This window comes from Rhizobium acidisoli (assembly GCF_002531755.2).
GTDB classification, from domain to species: domain Bacteria; phylum Pseudomonadota; class Alphaproteobacteria; order Rhizobiales; family Rhizobiaceae; genus Rhizobium; species Rhizobium acidisoli.
In genome coordinates, this window is sequence record NZ_CP035002.1 from 226,276 (window position 1) to 241,855 (window position 15,580).

The following is a 15,580-nucleotide window of genomic DNA, read 5'->3' on the forward strand; positions in this document are numbered from 1 at the left end:
CGTACTCCCTTCTAGAGGGACGGATTTCGTGAGAGCCCAAGCGCCGGAATAGGGATGAGAGATGGCTGCGGAGAAGGGAAACGTGGATCGCAAGCGCGACAGCCAGGCCTTGAAAGGCCTTCTCGGCGTGCGCGATCTCGTGCTCGGCGGCGGTGTTTCGCCGGGCGAGCGTCTTTCGGAGGTCTGGCTCGCCGAAAAGCTCGGCATCTCGCGCACACCGCTGCGCGCTGCCCTTGCCCGTCTCGAACAGGAAGGCCTGCTCGAGCAGATCCCCTCCGGCGGTTATGCCGTGCGCGGCTTCACCACGGCGGATGTTTTCGACGCTATCGAGCTGCGGGGCGTGCTTGAAGGCACGGCAGCGCGGCTTGCCGCCGAACGCGGCGTCACGCCAGCCAAACTCAAGGCGATCAAAGGACTGATCCTCGAACTCGATAAATGCTTTCGCGATCGGCCGGAGGACATGCTGTTTGCCCAGTATGTCGAACTCAATGCGGAATTCCACTCCATGCTCGCCGGTCTTGCCGGCAGCGAGACGATGCGGCGCGAGGTGGAACGGGCAGCGCAGCTGCCGTTCGCCTCGCCGAGCGCCTTTCTGGAGAAGCAGGAGGATGTGCTGGCCTTCCGCCTGTCGCTGGTGCATGCGCAGCGTCAGCACCGCGACATCGTTGCGGCGATCGAGATGCGCGAAGGCACCCGCGCCGAAGCGCTGGCGCGGGAACATGCGCGGCTTGCGCGCCACAATCTGGAATTCGTCATGGAAGAGGATCGCAGCCTGATCACCCGCGTTCCGGGACTGACGCTGATATCGACGTGAGACGCGGCCGGCGGATCGTATCGATCGCCGGTAAGAGGAGGAGAAAAGCCGTGATTGCCACTCCAGCATCCCGATGCAGCCGTATCCGGCTCTTGATAATCACGGCTCGTCAAGGCAGGAGAGTAGCATCGCGGAGATTTGATGCAGATGACGAGATTGCTGGATGCGCAGGGCCTGGAGATTTCGCATGAGGGACATCGCACCCGCCTGAAATGGCACCGGCTGCGCAAGCGGTTTGCCGATCCGCTGTTCTCCGCCGAAGTGATGGCGGAGGGTTTTGCAGCCGGCGCCTCGATGGAACTCGATCTGCGGGTGCGTGCCGATGGCGGCTTCGTCGTCCTGCATGATGAAGAGCTCGACGGTGAAACCACAGGACATGGGCCGATCGCCAAAAAGACCATCGGCGATCTCGGCGATATCAGGATGAAAGAGGGCGACCGGCCGCTGATCCTCAGCGAGGATCTCGCCGCCATGATGCAATCGACGCATCCGGCCGCATTGCTGCAGTTCGACATGAAGGATGAATATGAGGCGACCGGCACCAGGGGCATCGAGCACCTTGCGACGCATTTCCGCGATATCGCCGCCTCGGTGATCGTCAGCGCCGGCAGTCTCGACCTCATCGTGGCGGTCAAGGAGAAGCTTCCGCATCTCCTGCGCGGCATTGATCCCACAGACAAGCTCTACAATATCTGGCAGGCCAGCGGCTGGAAGGCGGTGGAGATGGAATTGCGGGCCGACCTGCGCGGCCCGACCGAACCGGACACGATCTATCTCCACTGGCGGCTGATCCTTGATGCCGCCAGGGAAGGTCTCGATATGATCGCGCTCTGCCAGGACGAGGGCAAACGCGTCGATGCCTGGACCTTTACCCTGAAGCATCCCGAGGTCGGTTTCAGCGACGAGGAATGGCGGAACTTTCAGGCGCTGATGGCCCTGAAGCCGGATCAGATCACCACCGACGAGGCGCCGGCGACCGAACGCGCCTGGAAGCTCCGCATGGCGGAGTGACATAGGTGCCCTGACTGCCGAAAGGTGCGAGCGGTTTTAGCTCTTGGTATTTAGGCATGTCGCTATCCCGGAACCGCGGCACACTGCCGGCGACATGCATTATTTCAGGGCTTGCCGCATGTTTTGCACAATTTGCACCATTTTAAACTTCTGATGTTATCCATCTCCAACAGACAAATGTTGGTGTGCGATATGCAAGTTATTGATACTTTAGCATTTACTCAACAGGCAGATTCCAGCTTACAGAAAGCGTGGCATTTTGGGTGTACGGGCCGTTCGCTCGAGGCACTCACGCTAGCCGGCGAAATTCTTGCCGATGCCAGGGCGCGGGGCGACGACCGGCTCGCCGCTCGATGCGATACGGACATTGCCTGGTACTGTTTTCAAACCGGCAAGGCCGAACTGGGGCTGACGCATGTCCGCCGGGCGGTGGACTTCTGGAAATCAACCGGCGAGCCGGCCGAGGAAGCCTATGCTCGGGCCTATTTCGGATGGTTGCTGCTGGAAATGGGCCTGCCCGAGGAAGCGATCGAAGAGGCCACGCGGGCGCTGGACCTGGCCGACAGGATCGCAGACCCGAAGGCGCAAAGCCTCGCCACCAACGTCATTGGAATTATCTTCTGGTACAACAAGCAGCCCGACCGGGCCATCCTGATGAGCGAGCGGTCCGTCGAGCTCGCCAGATCGATCGGTGACAAGACCTATGAATGCTGGTGGCTCGTCAATCTTGGCGGCGCCCATTCGGAAGGCGGATATATTGCACAAGCGCTCGGCCAGCCGGAAGAGGGGCGCCGGATGCTGACGAGAGCGCTTGAGCTGACCGATCAGGCGCTCGATCTCGCCATTGAACTCGGCGACAGCTGGGCTGCGCGCATCTGCCTCGGCAACAACGCCGATTATTACAGCCACCTGGGCGAACACGACAAAGCGGTCCGGTGCATGGAGCGCTATCAGCTGTTTCAGGAAAACAGCTATGTCAGAGACCGGCAGCAATTTCTCTACACGCTCGGCCAGATCTACAATAATCACGGAAAATTCGAGGAAGCCCGATCGGTGCTCATCGAAGCGATGGAGTCGATCGGCGAGGGCGGCAGTTTCGATTCCTATATCCAGATCTATTTTTATCTGTCGCAGGCCCATGAAGGGCTGGGGCAGTTCGACCTGGCGCTGGAGGCTCACAAGAAATACCACCAGGCCTATCTGCAGAACAGTGCCGAGAGAACCCAACAGCGCGCACGTCTGGCCGAAATCTATTATGAAACCAAGCGGTTGAAGGAAGTTGCCGAAACCGAGGCGAAACGCGCCGATACGCTGGAGGCTTCCTATCAGAAACTGCAGGAAGAAACCGATATTCTTGCCAATGCCGTCTATCTGGATGCATTGACCGGACTTTATAACCGCAAATATCTCGACAGCCGCTTCAAGGAGCTGACGTCAGAGAAACGTCCCTATTCCATCGCGATGCTGGATGTCGATCACTTCAAGTCGGTCAATGACAATTTCTCTCACATGATCGGCGACCAGGTTCTAAGCGCCATCGGAACCATATTGCGCAAACAGCTCAGGATTACCGATCAGGCCATCCGCTTCGGCGGCGAGGAGTTCGTCGTCCTGCTGGCTGGCACTCCCCGAGGCGCCGCCGATGTCTGCGAGAGGTTGCGCACGGCCGTTGAACAATGGAACTGGTCGGAGATCTGCAACGGACTGCGCGTCACGATCAGCATCGGTGTGGCCGGCACGCTGTCGGCCAATTCTCCGACCGAGATTTTAGCGAGCGCCGACCAGAATCTCTACACGGCGAAAAAGACCGGCCGCAATCGCGTTGTTGCCTAACCGCTGCACGCTTTGGCGCGACATGCTCTTATAGCCCCTCGATGTCGAGGATGAAGGCGAATTCGCCTGTAAGTCCCGGTGAGTGGGCGATGACCGGTCCGCCATCGGCAAGCAGCCTGTCGACACCAGGCATCGCCACAATGGCGCCGGCCTCTTCGGCGATCAGTGCACCGGCAAGCATATCCCAGGCATTGAGATGGCGCTCGTAATAGAGATCGGCAGCACCCTCGGCGACGCGAACGAGGTCGATTGCCGCCGCGCCCGTGCGGCGATAGTCCATGCCGCGTTCGTGGAGCCGCTTGGAGAGCGCCAGATGGTCGTCGAAACTGGTCTTGCGGGAGTGGCCGAGAATGACGAGCGCATTGGCCGGATCGGCGGTCGCCGCCGCGTGCACTGGAATTCCGTCCTTGAAGGCGCCGCCGCCGCGAACGGCGTGAAAGATCTTGTCCTCGGTGGCATCGTAGACGACGCCGATTTCGACCTTGCCGCCGGCGACGAAGGCGATCGAGACGGCCCAATGCCGGAAGCCCCGGATATAGTTGGTCGTGCCGTCGATCGGATCGACGACCCAGGTGCCGCCCTCGCCCGATCGCCCGCCACTTTCTTCGCCCATGAAAGTATCGCCCGGAAAATGTGAGAGCAGCCCGTCGCGGATCGCCTGTTCGGTCTTCCTGTCGGCGATGGTGACGAAATCCTGCAAACCCTTGTTCTCGACGGCCAGCGTGCCGGGATTGGAGTCGCGCCGAAACCGGGCGGCTTCCCGTCCGGCCTCGAGGGCGACTGATATCGCGACCTCCGCCCGTGCGCGGATGGCGGCGGCATCGAATGCTGATTTCATCAGGCAGTCCTTCTTCTTATCAGCGTTACCGGTGTGAATTCGACGCGGGCCGTCAGGTCCGGTTCAGCCATCCGGCTCATCAGCAGATCGACCGTCTGTTCGGCCTGGAGATCGCAGGGTTGGCGGATGGTCGTGAGGTCGTAGGCGGTCCAGCTCGCCTGGGGGATGTCGTCATGGCCGATGATGGAGAGCGGCGCCGCATCGTCGCGGCTGCGGCCCTGCATGACCCGGTCGACAACGCCGCAGGCCATATAGTCGTTGGCGCAAAACAAGCCGTCGATGCCGGATGAGGCAAGGTTGGCGGCCGCATCATAGCCGCTCTTGTAGTCGTTGATCCTGACCTGCAGCAGCTGCGCCTCGACGTCGAGCTGCTTGCAGCGCGCGATGAAGGCTTCGCTCCGCCGCCGCGCCGTATAGGATATGGCGGGAGCCGCCATGACGGCGAGCTTTCGCGCGCCGCTGTCGATCAGATGGGCGGCGGCGAGATAGCCGGCCATGCGGTCATCGGAGATGATGCGGTCGACGAAGGGGATATCGTTGCCCTTGTTGATCAGCACGATCGGCACGCCTTCGGCTGCACATTGCTCGCAAATTTCGGTCGGCGGGGCGTCCGAGGTGACGATGACGCCGGAGACGGCGTAATGCAGCAGCTGGCCGATGACCGTCGAGGTATCCGCCTCCTGCGAGGTCGGCAGCAGGATGGGGCGGAAATTGCGGGCGATCAGCACTCTTGCGAGATTCTCGATCTGCAGCGTCCGGAACGGATTGTCGAGGCCGGCGGCAACGACTCCGACGAGATCGGAACGTTTGTTGGTGAGGCTTCTGGCAAGATAGTTCACCCGATAGCCGAGATCCTTGGCGGCCTGGAAGACCTTCTCGCGCGTTTTCGGTGAGACGCTGGCATCCGGCGTGAAGGCGCGCGACACGGCGGCGCGCGAAACACCGGCGACGCGCGCCACATCGAAGGAGGTTACCTTATGCGGTCCCTTATCCCTGTCTGCCAACTGCTTTTTCCCTCTCTGCCGACGGCCGCATCAGATCGGGCAAATCCGTGCAGATGCCGAGAACCGGAAGCTTCATGATGTCATCGAGAATGCTCCGCCGTTCCTCGTGCCAGAGCACGATTTCGCGGCCGGCCTCAAAGGCGCGGTGCATCAGTGCCTCGGTCACCAGATCCTGCGGCCGCTCGCCTGCCCTCTCCCAGCAGAGATGCAGGATATCGGCGCCCGCCTCGTCACCCAGCGCATGCGGATCATGGGCGACGCGGATCAGCACCGAAAGCGGGAAGTCGCAGCCGGCGTCGCGGAGTTCGCGCACCTGCGCCGTATCGAAGGAGCCGAGGCAGGCAAAACGCTGGTTCATCTCGTCAAGATGGCGCCAGCAGAGCGTGCCGGTTCCGGGCGCCTTGAGTTCAACATAGAGACCGGTGCCGGTCTCGCGGCCGAGGGCGGCGACCTCCGAAAAACTCGGGACATCGACGCCGTCGAGGGCGGCGAGCTCGGCCGCCGTCATTTCCGAAATGCGGCGGTCGATGCCGAAGACACGCTCGAGATGGTCGTCATGCGAGACGACGACCACGCCGTCGCGGGTCAGCTGCGTATCGAGTTCCCACATCTCGGCGCCGAGTTCGGCAGCGCGGCGGAAAGCTGATATCGTGTTCTCGCGCTCATGGCCGCTGGCGCCGCGATGGCCGATGCAGAAGGGAAGCCGGCCCTTGGCCGACGGCCAGCCGTAACGCTCGAAAAATGCCGAAAAATTGCGGTTCATCAGAGCCTCGTTCCGTTCTCGTCGAAGACGAACACACCGGAGCTGTCGATCGCCCAGCGGACATCGTCGCCGACGTGAATATCGTTGCGCACCGGCTGGATCGAGCGCAGCAGCGGGCCGTCGGCAAGACGAACGTCGTAAAGGTTTTCTCGCCCTTGCGTTTCGGCGAAGGTGACCTTGCCGGACACCGGTGTATCGCCTGCAGGCGTAAAATGCTCCGGCCGGACGCCAAGCATCAGCTTGGTGCCCTCGGCGGCGCCGACGGTATCAGGCAGCGGCACGCGGATTTCGCTTTCCGGAATGGCGAAGGCGCCCTTGTCGACGATGCCGCGCAGGAAAGTGATCGGCGGATTGCCGAGGAAGCCGGCGACGAAAGCGGTCTTCGGATCATTGTACATTTCCGCCGGCGTGGCGATCTGGACGATCTCGCCTTCCTTCATGATGGCGATGCGGTCGCACATGCTCATCGCCTCAACCTGGTCATGAGTAACGAGAATGGCGGTGATGCCGGTTTCGCGCTGCAGGCGGCGGATTTCCGAGCGCATTTCGAGGCGCAGTTTTGCGTCGAGATTGGCGAGCGGTTCGTCGAGCAGCAACACGTCGGGCTTGCGGATCAGCGCGCGCGCCAGCGCCACGCGCTGCTGCTGGCCGCCGGAAAGCTGCGCCGGACGGCGTTCCATGAGATTGCCGATATGAACGAGCTCGGAAATGCGCTCGACCTCCTTGCGGATTTCGGCGGCGTTGACGCCCTTTACCTTCAGGGGAAAACCGATGTTTTCGGCAACCGTCATGTGCGGGTAAAGCGCATAGGACTGGAAGACGACGCCGACATTGCGGGCCTGGCTCGGCAGATCCGTGACGTCACGGTCGCCGAAGAGGATGCGTCCGCTGGTCGGCCGGTGAATGCCGCAGACCGCAAAAAGCGTCGTCGATTTGCCGCAGCCGGAAGGGCCGAGCAGCGCCAGCATCTCGCCGTCGCCGACTTCGAGCTGCATATTCTCGATGACCTTGGTGGAGCCGAAGCTCTTCGAGAAATTGTCGAGGAGGATGCGCATCAGCCTTTGCTCCCGCCGCCGTAGATGTTCATGAGATATTTGTTGAAGAGCGCGTAAGCAATCAGCACCGGGATGAGGTAGAAGAGGCCGACCGCCTTGAACATGTTGAAATCGTAATTGTTGTCGTCGGCGAGGAAGCCCGCCAGATAGACCGACAGCACCTGCACCTGATTGCCCGGCGCCAGCACCTGCGGCAGGATGAACTCGCCCCAGCCGGCGAGGAAGGAGAACAGGCCGAGCGCCATGATGCCCGGCTTGACCTGCGGCAGCACGAGGCTGCGCCAGACACGGAAACGCGAGGCGCCGTCGACGACGCCGGCCATTTCGATTTCCCAGGGCACGGTGTCGTAGAAACCCTTCATCATCCAGATGCCGAGCGGCAGGTCGATCGCAGCCTTCACCAGGATGACGCCGATCAGCGAATTATAGAGGCCGATCATCTGCAGGACGATAAAAATGGCGATGATCAGCGTCACCGACGGGAAGGCGTGCAGCACCATGACGCCGGCAAGGAAGAAGCCGCGCGCCGGTACGTTCAGCCGCGACAGCACGTAACCGGCCATCGACGAGACGATCAGCACCAGGCTGGTGGTGCAGGCCGAAAACAGTAGCGTATTCAGTGTCACGTGCCAGATATTCGCCTTGCCAGCTGTCGTCTGCCACAAGAAGCGCCAGTGATTGATCGTCAAGCCGGAGGGCAACAGCGCATCCGGCTGCTTCACCGTCACCGTGTCGAGGAAGAGATAGATATACATTAGCAGCAGCGGCAGGCTGACGATGGTCAGCGCCGTTATGACAGGCCAGCTGCGGTAGTTTGCCGAGGGCTGCGAGCGTTCGGCCATGGTCAATCCTCGATCAGGGGCTTGGCGACGAGCGTGCCGTAGTTGAAGACGCGCAGATAGACGAGCGACAGCATCACGCCGATGACGACGAGCACAAGCGCCATGGCGGCGCCCAGCCCGTATTCGAGATTGCCGGCATAGTTCCTGAGCGCGGTGTGATAGGCGGCAAGTGCCCAGACCTCGGTGGCGTTGCCCGGGCCGCCATTGGTGGCAAGCAGGATTTCATTGAAGGAGGCGAGCAGCGACAGCGTCTGGTAGCAGGTGACGAAGAGGATCGGCCAGCGCATCTGCGGCAGGATGATGTAGCGGATCTGCTGCCATCGCGAAGCGCCGTCGACCTCGCTTGCATAGAACTGGCTCTTCGGTATGGCCTTCATCGCCGAGGAGAACACCAGCATGCCCATCGAGGCGCCGATGAAGCCGTTGATCAGCACGACGAAGAACCAGGCATTATAGGCGGTATCGAGCAGGTAGTTCTTCGGGGGGTAGCCGAACTTGCCCATCAGGATAGAGATGAAGCCGCTGTCCCAGGCGAGCCACTTCCACAGCAGGACGTAGATGACGACGGGCGTAATGCGCGGCAGCAGCCAGATGCCGCGAAAGATCGAGGCGGGCGTCGGCGGCATGTAATGCGTCCAGATGGCAAGCAGCAGGGCATAACCGACGTTGAAGAGCGTCAGCACCAGCGCGACATAGAGCACCGTATTGAAAAGCACCCGCGCCATGTCGGGCGAACTGGCCATGCGCGAGAAATTGTCGGTCGTCCAGGTCCAGCCGGTATAGGTTATCTTGGCGACGGTTTCCTTCTGCTCCGGCGTCAGCTTGAAACCGAGATCGTCCAGTGCCGAAAACAGCTGCTCCTTGCTGTCGAAGCGGGTGTTGAGGACGGAGCGGTTGAACTGTTCGGAGATCTGCTTGACCTCACGTGTCGAAGGTCGCTCGGCGAGATCCTTGATCATCCGCTCGACGTCGCGGCGTGCCGGGAAGACCTCGCCTGCATGTTTGGCGCGCAACTCCGCGGCAATGCCCGGTGCAAGCCCGAGGCCTTCGACGGCCTTAAGGCCCGCCTCGTCGATGGTGTAACGCGGTTCGGCCATCTCGGTGGCGATTTCGGGCAGCGCCGATTTCAGCGCGATCAGGGAGTTGGGCGCGATCTGGTAGACGCCGCCGGAAATGCCGGTCGCCGTCGTCATGTTGGTCATCGAAAAGACCGCCGTCAGAACCACCGGCATCAGGAAGAACAGGACGATCATGACCGACGCAGGCGCGATCATCACCAGTCCGAGCGTTCTGGACGATTTCATAGAAGGTCTCCTCGCGGAACCGACCGGGCGGCGGGATTGCCGCCGCCCGGAGGGATGCTTCAGCGGATGACGATCTTGTCGCCGAGCGTGCTCTTCAGCTCGCTCTCGGCATCACCGATGGCGGCGTCGACGGTCTTGGCGCCGGTCCAGGAGGCTTCGAGGTTCTTCCACATGATGTTCCAATAGGTGCCGAAATCGGAATTGTTCGGCATTGCATTGGCATGCGGCAGCAGGCGCTCGGTGGCTTCGCGGGTCCAGCGGTCGGCCGAGTAGAAGTCGACGGTGGATTCCGACTTGGAGATGCCGAGATGGGCCGATTTGACCGCATGCAGCGCGTTGGTGCGCGGCTCGGAGGCGATCTTGACCAACTGGGCGGCGATCTCGGTGTCTTCCTGATCGTGGCCTGCGGTCAAGAGATAGACGAGCGGATGGGTCAGCGTGTTGGCCTTGCCGCCTTCGCCGGCGGGGATCAGCGTGAAGATCACGTTGCCGAAGAAGTCCTTGAGGCCTTCCTGGTTGACGAGGCGGGCATAATGCCAGGTGCCGCCGTCCCAGATGCCTGCCTTGCCGGTGGCGACTTCCTTCCACCACTGATCACCAGGCATGCCGATGTGGTTCTTCTTGGTGACGCCTGATTTAACGGCGTCGGCGAAGAACTGATAGGTGCGGGTCATCGCGGCTTTGTCGAAAACGAGCTTGCCGCCTTCTTCCATCGTGCCGCCGAAGCTGGTGTAGAACTGCCAGTAATCGGGACCGTTGCTGGTGCGCGGATAGAAACCGTAACCGGGCTGAACGAGGCCCTTGTCCTGCATCTTCTTGGCGTCTTCGAGCAGGTTTTTCATGGTGTACTTGCCGTCTTGGACACTCTGCGGCAGCGCATCGAGATCGGCGTCGCTGTAGCCGATCGCCTTCATATAAGGCTTCCAGAAGAACATCGGGCGGGATTCGGCATCCTGCGGAATGCCGTAGACGGTGCCGTTGTAGGAGGCGATCTTTAGCAGGTTTTCATAGATGTCGCTGAGCGGCCAGGAGTCGAGATCGACGTAATCTTCGATCGGGACGATGAGGCCGGCCTGCGACCAGGGGGCGATGTCTTCGTGGCCGCTGACGACGATGTTCGGGGCGGTCTTGGCTTCCGCGGCAAGGGTCAGCGCCTGCTTGAAGTCTTCCCAGGCGGAATAGGGCTTCTTCTCGACGGTGATCTTCAGGTCCTCGCCCTTGAGGGCGGCTTCGCGCTGCAACTGCTGGGCTGCGATCTCGATGGCGTCGAGGCGATAGACGTCATTCGGGCCGGTGCCGCCGGCCCAGACGCTGATGTGAACGTCCTTGGCAAGCACGATTGCAGAGCTCGAGGCCAGGATGGCGGCAGCAATAGTGAGGGATTTCAGTGTCGGCAAAATGGTCATCTTCTTCGTCTCCCTAGAAGAGCAGTGTGAAGCCTCTTGGCGGGTCAGCACTGCTGATGATGGCCGCTCCGAAACCCCACGAAAACGTGACGATGTCCGCTCTAGGGGTTTGATGTAACGGCCGAATGACAAAATTGAGCACGTGTGCAAAATTATTATGACGATGTCTGTCAGACTTGCAAGCGGCGGTTTTCGGGAGTGCCTTTTACGCTTCGAATTGTGCTTGCCCTCCTGCGGACCCGCCTGTCTTTCGGGACGCACAAAGCAGGTTTCAACGCTTTCGCCTCGCTTCGTACCTCCGAAAATCGGTTCCGATTTTCGAGCCGATGCGCTAGCATGTCGCCATGAGCCTTGAATCTGTCCGCGCTTTCCTGCGTGCGCACGCACCCGATATCGACATCATCGAAACCGCCGAGAGCTCCTCGACGGTGGCGCTTGCTGCCGAGGCCCATGGCGTCGAGCCGGCCCAGATCGCCAAGACGATCTGCCTGCGCGTCGGCGAGCAGATGATGCTGGTCGTTGCCGGCGGCACGGCAAGGCTCGACAATCGCAAGTTCAAGGACACGTTCGGCGCCAAGGGGCGCATGCTCGACGCCGAGGAGGTCGTGGCGGTCACCAGCCATCCGGTCGGCGGCGTCTGCCCGTTCGGCCTGCCCTCGCCGCTGCCGATCTATTGCGACATCTCGCTGAAACGCTTCGATGAAGTCGTGCCGGCGGCCGGCTCGACGAATTCGGCCGTGCGCATCGAAACCGGACGGCTGGCCGAGCTGACCGGCGCCAGCTGGGTCGATGTCTGCCAGTAAGCGGCGAAAAACTTCAAACCTGGAAAAGAGTACCTATATTCTCTCCCGACATGCCGTGATTGTGCATGACAGGAGATCAGGAATGCCGAGTGCCATTTCGCGTTTTGCCAAGTTCGCGGCAATTGCCGCTCTGACGAGCGCCACAGTTTTTGCTTCCCTTGACGATGCAGAAGCGCGCCGGGCCGGCAGCAGCGGCTTCGGAAGCCGCGGTACCCGCACCTTCCAGGCTCCGCCTGTCACCAGCACCGCGCCTGCACCCGCCGCGCCGATCGAACGGTCGATGACGCCGCGTCCGCAGACCACGGCGCCAGCGACCGCACAGCAGCCCTTCGGCGCCCAGCGCCCTGGTCTCTTCGGCGGCTTTGGCCGTTCGATGATCGGCGGCCTGATTGCCGGCGGCCTCCTCGGCATGCTGCTCGGTCATGGTTTCGGCGGCGGCTTCGGCTTCCTCGGCATGCTGCTGCAGATCGCTTTGATCGGCGGTGCCGTCATGCTCGCCATGCGTTATTTCGCCAACCGCCGCCAGCCTTCCTATGGCGCCGGTGGCCAGGGCGGCTCCTTCAGCCGGTCCAATAGCATGTCGCCTGCCAACAATTCGTCCTTCCAGATCCCGGCGATCGGTTCGGGTGCCGGTTCAAGGGCATCCTCGCGCGGCAACCGGCCGAGCGACGAGATCGGGCTGGCGCAGGCCGATCTCGATCAGTTCGAGGAATTGCTGACCGACGTTCAGACCGCTTACGGTGCCGAGGATTACGCCACGCTGCGCCGGCTGACGACGCCTGAGGCGATGTCCTATCTTGCCGAGGAACTCGGCGAAAACGCTACCAACGGCGTGCGCAACCGGGTCTCCGACGTCAAGCTGCTGCAGGGCGACATTGCCGAGGCCTGGCGCGAAGACGGCCAGGAATATGCGACGCTTGCCATGCGTTACTCCTCGATCGATGCCATGGTCGAACGCGACAGCGGCCGCGTGGTTTCCGGCGACGACCGCCGCCCGAGCGAAAGCATCGAGGTCTGGACCTTCGTGCGCAAGTCAGGCGCCGACTGGAAGCTTGCCGCGATCCAGGGAAGCGAGCAGCGCGCCGCCTGAGGTGGCGCGCGTCTGCCGGCTTAATTGACCGCGACCGGCTTGGAACGCATGCGCGAAACCGTTTCGCGTTCCGCCCGCTTGCAGCGCATCGGCGGCAGGCCGCGGTCCATCAGGTCCATGTCCTCGAGCACCATGTCGCCCATCTTCTTGAAGGCGCTGTCGAGCGCGCCGGCCCGATGCGCCGAGCGGATGAAACCTTTCAGGTTCCGCACCGGGTGATCGGGCGGTAGCGGCTCTTCTGGGTAGACGTCGCTTGCCGCGACGATATGACCAGACGAGACGGCCGCCATCAGCGCTTCGAAATCGACGACGTCGGCGCGACTGAGCAGGATGAAGGCAGCACCCCGGCGCATGCCGGCGAAGGCTTCTGCGCCGAGAAATCCCTTGTTTTCACTGGTGACGGCGGCGACGACGAAGATGAAATCGCTCTTTGTCAGCACCTCCTCCAGGCTTGCGGGTTCGACGCCGTTTTCCTCGAGGATCGAGCGGGGCAGCCAGGGATCGAACACCCTGATGCGGGCCCTGAAACCGGAGAGCAGCCGGCGCAGCGCCTTGCCGAGATCGCCGAAGCCGACAATACCGATCTCGGAGCCGGCGATCAGCCGCGCACCCGCATTGCCCTCCCCGCCCCAGAGTTCGTCTCCCTGGCGGAACGCGACATCCGCATCGACGATACCGCGCGCCAAGGCCAGCGCGAAGCCAAGACCGATTTCGGCGACCGGCTCGGCAAAGACCTGGCCCGTGGTCACGACATGAATGCCGCGCTCGAAGAGCACGTCATAGGGCATGTTATTGAGAAGATTGCTTTCGACGTTGAGGATCGAGCGCAGGGCCGGCATTCCAGCCAATGTTTCCGCCGAAAGCGGCGGTTGGCCGATAATGTAACGGGTCCTGCCGAGGATCTCGTCGCCGAGCCCGGCGATATTGTCAGGATCGGCCTCGACGATTTCGTATTTCGCATGCAATTCGGCGCGCGCCGTGTCGGTGAAGATCAGGTCGAGCGTGCGCGGTTCGGGCGCGCTGATCGCCAGCGGGCGTTCGGTGTTGGTCATGAGTGTCTCCTCCAACGCGCGGGCGATTTGTGTCGCCTCGTCCGGACGATTGATAGCCGCTGTGCCGGGCTGTTTCCAGTTCATGGAACAGGAATTGAAGAGCCGAGGTCCTTCGAAGGATGGATGCGCTATCGAAAGCGGCATTTGCCTATCATATAAGCAATTGAATTGTCTTGTGATTTATGCTTTCTCGTTGACCGGGCAGACTCTTTGAACTAGCCTGATGCGCGCGACTTGGAGCCATGCCTGATGTTCGGCGGCGGCAGGATATTCAAAAATTCACGAGGGAATCGAGCAATGAAATCAGCACTCAAGAGCGTCCTGCTGGCTTTGGCTGCCGCAGCGCTTCCGGCCGCCGCCTTCGCCCATCCCGCCATCGGCGACGCGGCCGGTTTCAGCCATGGTTTTGCCCATCCGATATCAGGCCTCGATCATGTCCTCGCCATGGTGATGGTCGGTGTTTTCGCATTCCAGCTCGGCGGTCGCGCCACCTGGCTGGTGCCGACGACCTTCGTTCTGGTGATGGCGCTCGGCGGCGCCCTCGGCGCTGCCGGCATCGATGTTCCCTTCGTTGAATTGGGCATTGCGCTTTCCGTCGTCGTCCTCGGCGCTATCGTTGCGCTCGACGTCAAGGCGCCGCTCGCCGCAGCACTCGGCATTGTCGGCCTCTTTGCGATCTTCCACGGTCATGCGCACGGCGCCGAAATGCCGGAAAATGCGGCTGGCGTTGCCTATGCCGCCGGTTTCATGATCGCGACCGCGCTGCTGCACGGCGCAGGCCTTGCCCTTGGTTACGTCATCGGCCGCGCCGGTGGACGTCAGGGCGCCTTCGTGGCGCGTGCGGCTGGCGGCATCGCTGCCATATCGGGTGTGGGCATCCTGGCCGGCTTGATCTGAGCCGCCTCGATCAGCGGCGGCGTGCATAAACGCCGCTCATCATCACAGTCAGACCAGAACGCCCGGCATGCGCATCGCGTTGCCGGGCGTTACTGCGTGATGGCTGCGAAGTGCTGCTGAATTGATCCAAGTCAAATCCGGCCGTGCCGCGCCCTGTTATATCCAGTTCACGATCAATGAACGGACATCCAAATTGACGCAGGGTCGCCTTGCGAATTGTCGGCTGGTCGCGAAATTGACTATAGTGATTTCAGAAATTACTGAAATCACAGACGCAACGGAAATGACCATGAACCTTCCGCCTCTCGTTCAGTCCTTCGTTCTCCATTTCGGCGAAATGGGCTCCCGCTGGGGAATCAACCGCACGGTCGGCCAGATCTATGCCTTGCTCTACGTCTCGCCAGCGCCGATCTGCGCCGAGGAGATTGCCGATGCACTCGCCATTTCGCGCTCCAACGTGTCAATGAGCCTGCGCGAACTGCAGGCGTGGAACCTTGTGCTTCTCAAACACAAGCCGGACGACCGCCGCGACTTTTTCACCACGCCCGATGATGTGTGGCTCATCTTGCGGACGCTTGCCGAGGAGCGAAAGAAGCGGGAAGTCGATCCGACGCTGTCGGTTCTGCGCGAAATCCTGATGCAGCGCCCCGCCAGCGAGGCCGAACGCCATGCGCAGCAGCGCATGAGCGAAATGCACACGCTGATCGAGCAACTGACACATTGGTATGAAGACGTAAAACAACTTGAAACCGAAAGGCTCGCAACGCTACTCTCGCTGGGCGCGAAAGTGACAAAGCTTCTGGAGGCCAAGGACCGGGTCGTTTCGCTCGGCCGCAGCCGCCGGCCGAATCCAGCGAACAAGAGTTAG

At 61.6% G+C, this 15,580-nt stretch carries 15 protein-coding genes; 7 read left to right on the forward strand and 8 right to left on the reverse strand.

Going from position 1 to position 15,580, the window contains the following annotated elements; translation table 11 throughout:
• Window positions 1-61: 61 nt before the first annotated feature.
• The 3 genes from CO657_RS33465 (at window position 62) to CO657_RS33475 (ending at window position 3,658) form a co-directional block, all read left to right on the forward strand.
• Window positions 62-814: a GntR family transcriptional regulator gene (locus CO657_RS33465; protein WP_054184272.1), complete on the forward strand. Its 753-nt coding sequence runs from the start codon at window positions 62-64 to the stop codon at window positions 812-814.
• A 141-nt stretch (window positions 815-955) separates the two neighbouring features.
• Window positions 956-1,825 carry a glycerophosphodiester phosphodiesterase gene (locus tag CO657_RS33470; RefSeq protein WP_197283905.1) on the forward strand — a complete coding sequence of 290 codons (870 nt, stop codon included), beginning with the start codon at window positions 956-958 and terminating at the stop codon, window positions 1,823-1,825.
• Window positions 1,826-2,002: 177 nt separating this feature from the next.
• Entirely contained in the window at window positions 2,003-3,658 is a 1,656-nt protein-coding gene (locus CO657_RS33475) for a GGDEF domain-containing protein (protein ID WP_054184270.1), read from the forward strand.
• Window positions 3,659-3,686: 28 nt separating this feature from the next.
• Here the strand turns inward: CO657_RS33475 and CO657_RS33480 are convergent, their stop codons facing one another.
• The 7 genes from CO657_RS33480 to CO657_RS33510 are packed head-to-tail and all read right to left on the reverse strand — an operon-like array spanning window position 3,687 to window position 10,870.
• Window positions 3,687-4,496: an inositol monophosphatase family protein gene (locus CO657_RS33480; RefSeq protein ID WP_054184269.1), complete on the reverse strand. Its 810-nt coding sequence runs from the start codon at window positions 4,494-4,496 to the stop codon at window positions 3,687-3,689.
• The gene (locus tag CO657_RS33485; RefSeq protein WP_054184268.1) at window positions 4,496-5,500 is read right to left on the reverse strand and encodes a LacI family DNA-binding transcriptional regulator; all 1,005 of its coding nucleotides are present in this window, start codon (window positions 5,498-5,500) and stop codon (window positions 4,496-4,498) included. The genes CO657_RS33480 and CO657_RS33485 overlap by 1 nt, the downstream gene beginning before the upstream one ends.
• Window positions 5,484-6,263, reverse strand: coding sequence for a glycerophosphodiester phosphodiesterase (locus CO657_RS33490; RefSeq protein ID WP_054184267.1), 780 nt, complete (start codon window positions 6,261-6,263; stop codon window positions 5,484-5,486). Before CO657_RS33490 ends, CO657_RS33485 begins: the two co-directional genes overlap by 17 nt.
• Window positions 6,263-7,318 carry an ABC transporter ATP-binding protein gene (locus CO657_RS33495; protein ID WP_054184266.1) on the reverse strand — a complete coding sequence of 352 codons (1,056 nt, stop codon included), beginning with the start codon at window positions 7,316-7,318 and terminating at the stop codon, window positions 6,263-6,265. Before CO657_RS33495 ends, CO657_RS33490 begins: the two co-directional genes overlap by 1 nt.
• A complete protein-coding gene (locus CO657_RS33500; protein WP_054184265.1) occupies window positions 7,318-8,160 on the reverse strand; it encodes a carbohydrate ABC transporter permease in 843 nt (280 codons plus the stop codon). Before CO657_RS33500 ends, CO657_RS33495 begins: the two co-directional genes overlap by 1 nt.
• Window positions 8,161-8,162: 2 nt before the next feature.
• The gene (locus CO657_RS33505) at window positions 8,163-9,464 is read right to left on the reverse strand and encodes an ABC transporter permease subunit (protein WP_054184264.1); all 1,302 of its coding nucleotides are present in this window, start codon (window positions 9,462-9,464) and stop codon (window positions 8,163-8,165) included.
• 59 nt (window positions 9,465-9,523) lie between these two features.
• Complete coding sequence (locus CO657_RS33510) at window positions 9,524-10,870, reverse strand: extracellular solute-binding protein (protein WP_054184263.1); 1,347 nt, start codon at window positions 10,868-10,870, stop codon at window positions 9,524-9,526.
• 344 nt (window positions 10,871-11,214) lie between these two features.
• Here CO657_RS33510 and CO657_RS33515 point away from each other — a divergent pair, with 344 nt between their 5' ends.
• Both CO657_RS33515 and CO657_RS33520 read left to right on the forward strand, forming a co-directional pair.
• Window positions 11,215-11,673 carry a YbaK/EbsC family protein gene (locus tag CO657_RS33515; RefSeq protein WP_054184262.1) on the forward strand — a complete coding sequence of 153 codons (459 nt, stop codon included), beginning with the start codon at window positions 11,215-11,217 and terminating at the stop codon, window positions 11,671-11,673.
• Between the two features lie 82 nt (window positions 11,674-11,755).
• A complete protein-coding gene (locus CO657_RS33520; protein WP_054184261.1) occupies window positions 11,756-12,763 on the forward strand; it encodes a Tim44 domain-containing protein in 1,008 nt (335 codons plus the stop codon).
• 20 nt (window positions 12,764-12,783) lie between these two features.
• Here the strand turns inward: CO657_RS33520 and CO657_RS33525 are convergent, their stop codons facing one another.
• The gene (locus CO657_RS33525; RefSeq protein WP_054184260.1) at window positions 12,784-13,815 is read right to left on the reverse strand and encodes a hydroxyacid dehydrogenase; all 1,032 of its coding nucleotides are present in this window, start codon (window positions 13,813-13,815) and stop codon (window positions 12,784-12,786) included.
• A 297-nt stretch (window positions 13,816-14,112) separates the two neighbouring features.
• Here CO657_RS33525 and CO657_RS33530 point away from each other — a divergent pair, with 297 nt between their 5' ends.
• Entirely contained in the window at window positions 14,113-14,712 is a 600-nt protein-coding gene (locus CO657_RS33530; RefSeq protein WP_054184259.1) for a HupE/UreJ family protein, read from the forward strand.
• A 289-nt stretch (window positions 14,713-15,001) separates the two neighbouring features.
• Window positions 15,002-15,580, forward strand: coding sequence for a GbsR/MarR family transcriptional regulator (locus tag CO657_RS33535; RefSeq protein ID WP_054184258.1), 579 nt, complete (start codon window positions 15,002-15,004; stop codon window positions 15,578-15,580).

What these genes read in the sequence shown, in the direction of transcription:
- CO657_RS33465 (WP_054184272.1), top strand. Translation starts at nt 62, where the DNA reads ATGGCTGCGGAGAAGGGAAACGTGGATCGCAAGCGCGACAGCCAGGCC.
- CO657_RS33470 (WP_197283905.1), top strand. Translation starts at nt 956, where the DNA reads ATGCAGATGACGAGATTGCTGGATGCGCAGGGCCTGGAGATTTCGCAT.
- CO657_RS33475 (WP_054184270.1), top strand. Translation starts at nt 2,003, where the DNA reads ATGTTGGTGTGCGATATGCAAGTTATTGATACTTTAGCATTTACTCAA.
- CO657_RS33480 (WP_054184269.1), bottom strand. Translation starts at nt 4,496, where the DNA reads ATGAAATCAGCATTCGATGCCGCCGCCATCCGCGCACGGGCGGAGGTC.
- CO657_RS33490 (WP_054184267.1), bottom strand. Translation starts at nt 6,263, where the DNA reads ATGAACCGCAATTTTTCGGCATTTTTCGAGCGTTACGGCTGGCCGTCG.
- CO657_RS33495 (WP_054184266.1), bottom strand. Translation starts at nt 7,318, where the DNA reads ATGCGCATCCTCCTCGACAATTTCTCGAAGAGCTTCGGCTCCACCAAG.
- CO657_RS33500 (WP_054184265.1), bottom strand. Translation starts at nt 8,160, where the DNA reads ATGGCCGAACGCTCGCAGCCCTCGGCAAACTACCGCAGCTGGCCTGTC.
- CO657_RS33505 (WP_054184264.1), bottom strand. Translation starts at nt 9,464, where the DNA reads ATGAAATCGTCCAGAACGCTCGGACTGGTGATGATCGCGCCTGCGTCG.
- CO657_RS33510 (WP_054184263.1), bottom strand. Translation starts at nt 10,870, where the DNA reads ATGACCATTTTGCCGACACTGAAATCCCTCACTATTGCTGCCGCCATC.
- CO657_RS33515 (WP_054184262.1), top strand. Translation starts at nt 11,215, where the DNA reads ATGAGCCTTGAATCTGTCCGCGCTTTCCTGCGTGCGCACGCACCCGAT.
- CO657_RS33520 (WP_054184261.1), top strand. Translation starts at nt 11,756, where the DNA reads ATGCCGAGTGCCATTTCGCGTTTTGCCAAGTTCGCGGCAATTGCCGCT.
- CO657_RS33525 (WP_054184260.1), bottom strand. Translation starts at nt 13,815, where the DNA reads ATGACCAACACCGAACGCCCGCTGGCGATCAGCGCGCCCGAACCGCGC.
- CO657_RS33530 (WP_054184259.1), top strand. Translation starts at nt 14,113, where the DNA reads ATGAAATCAGCACTCAAGAGCGTCCTGCTGGCTTTGGCTGCCGCAGCG.
- CO657_RS33535 (WP_054184258.1), top strand. Translation starts at nt 15,002, where the DNA reads ATGAACCTTCCGCCTCTCGTTCAGTCCTTCGTTCTCCATTTCGGCGAA.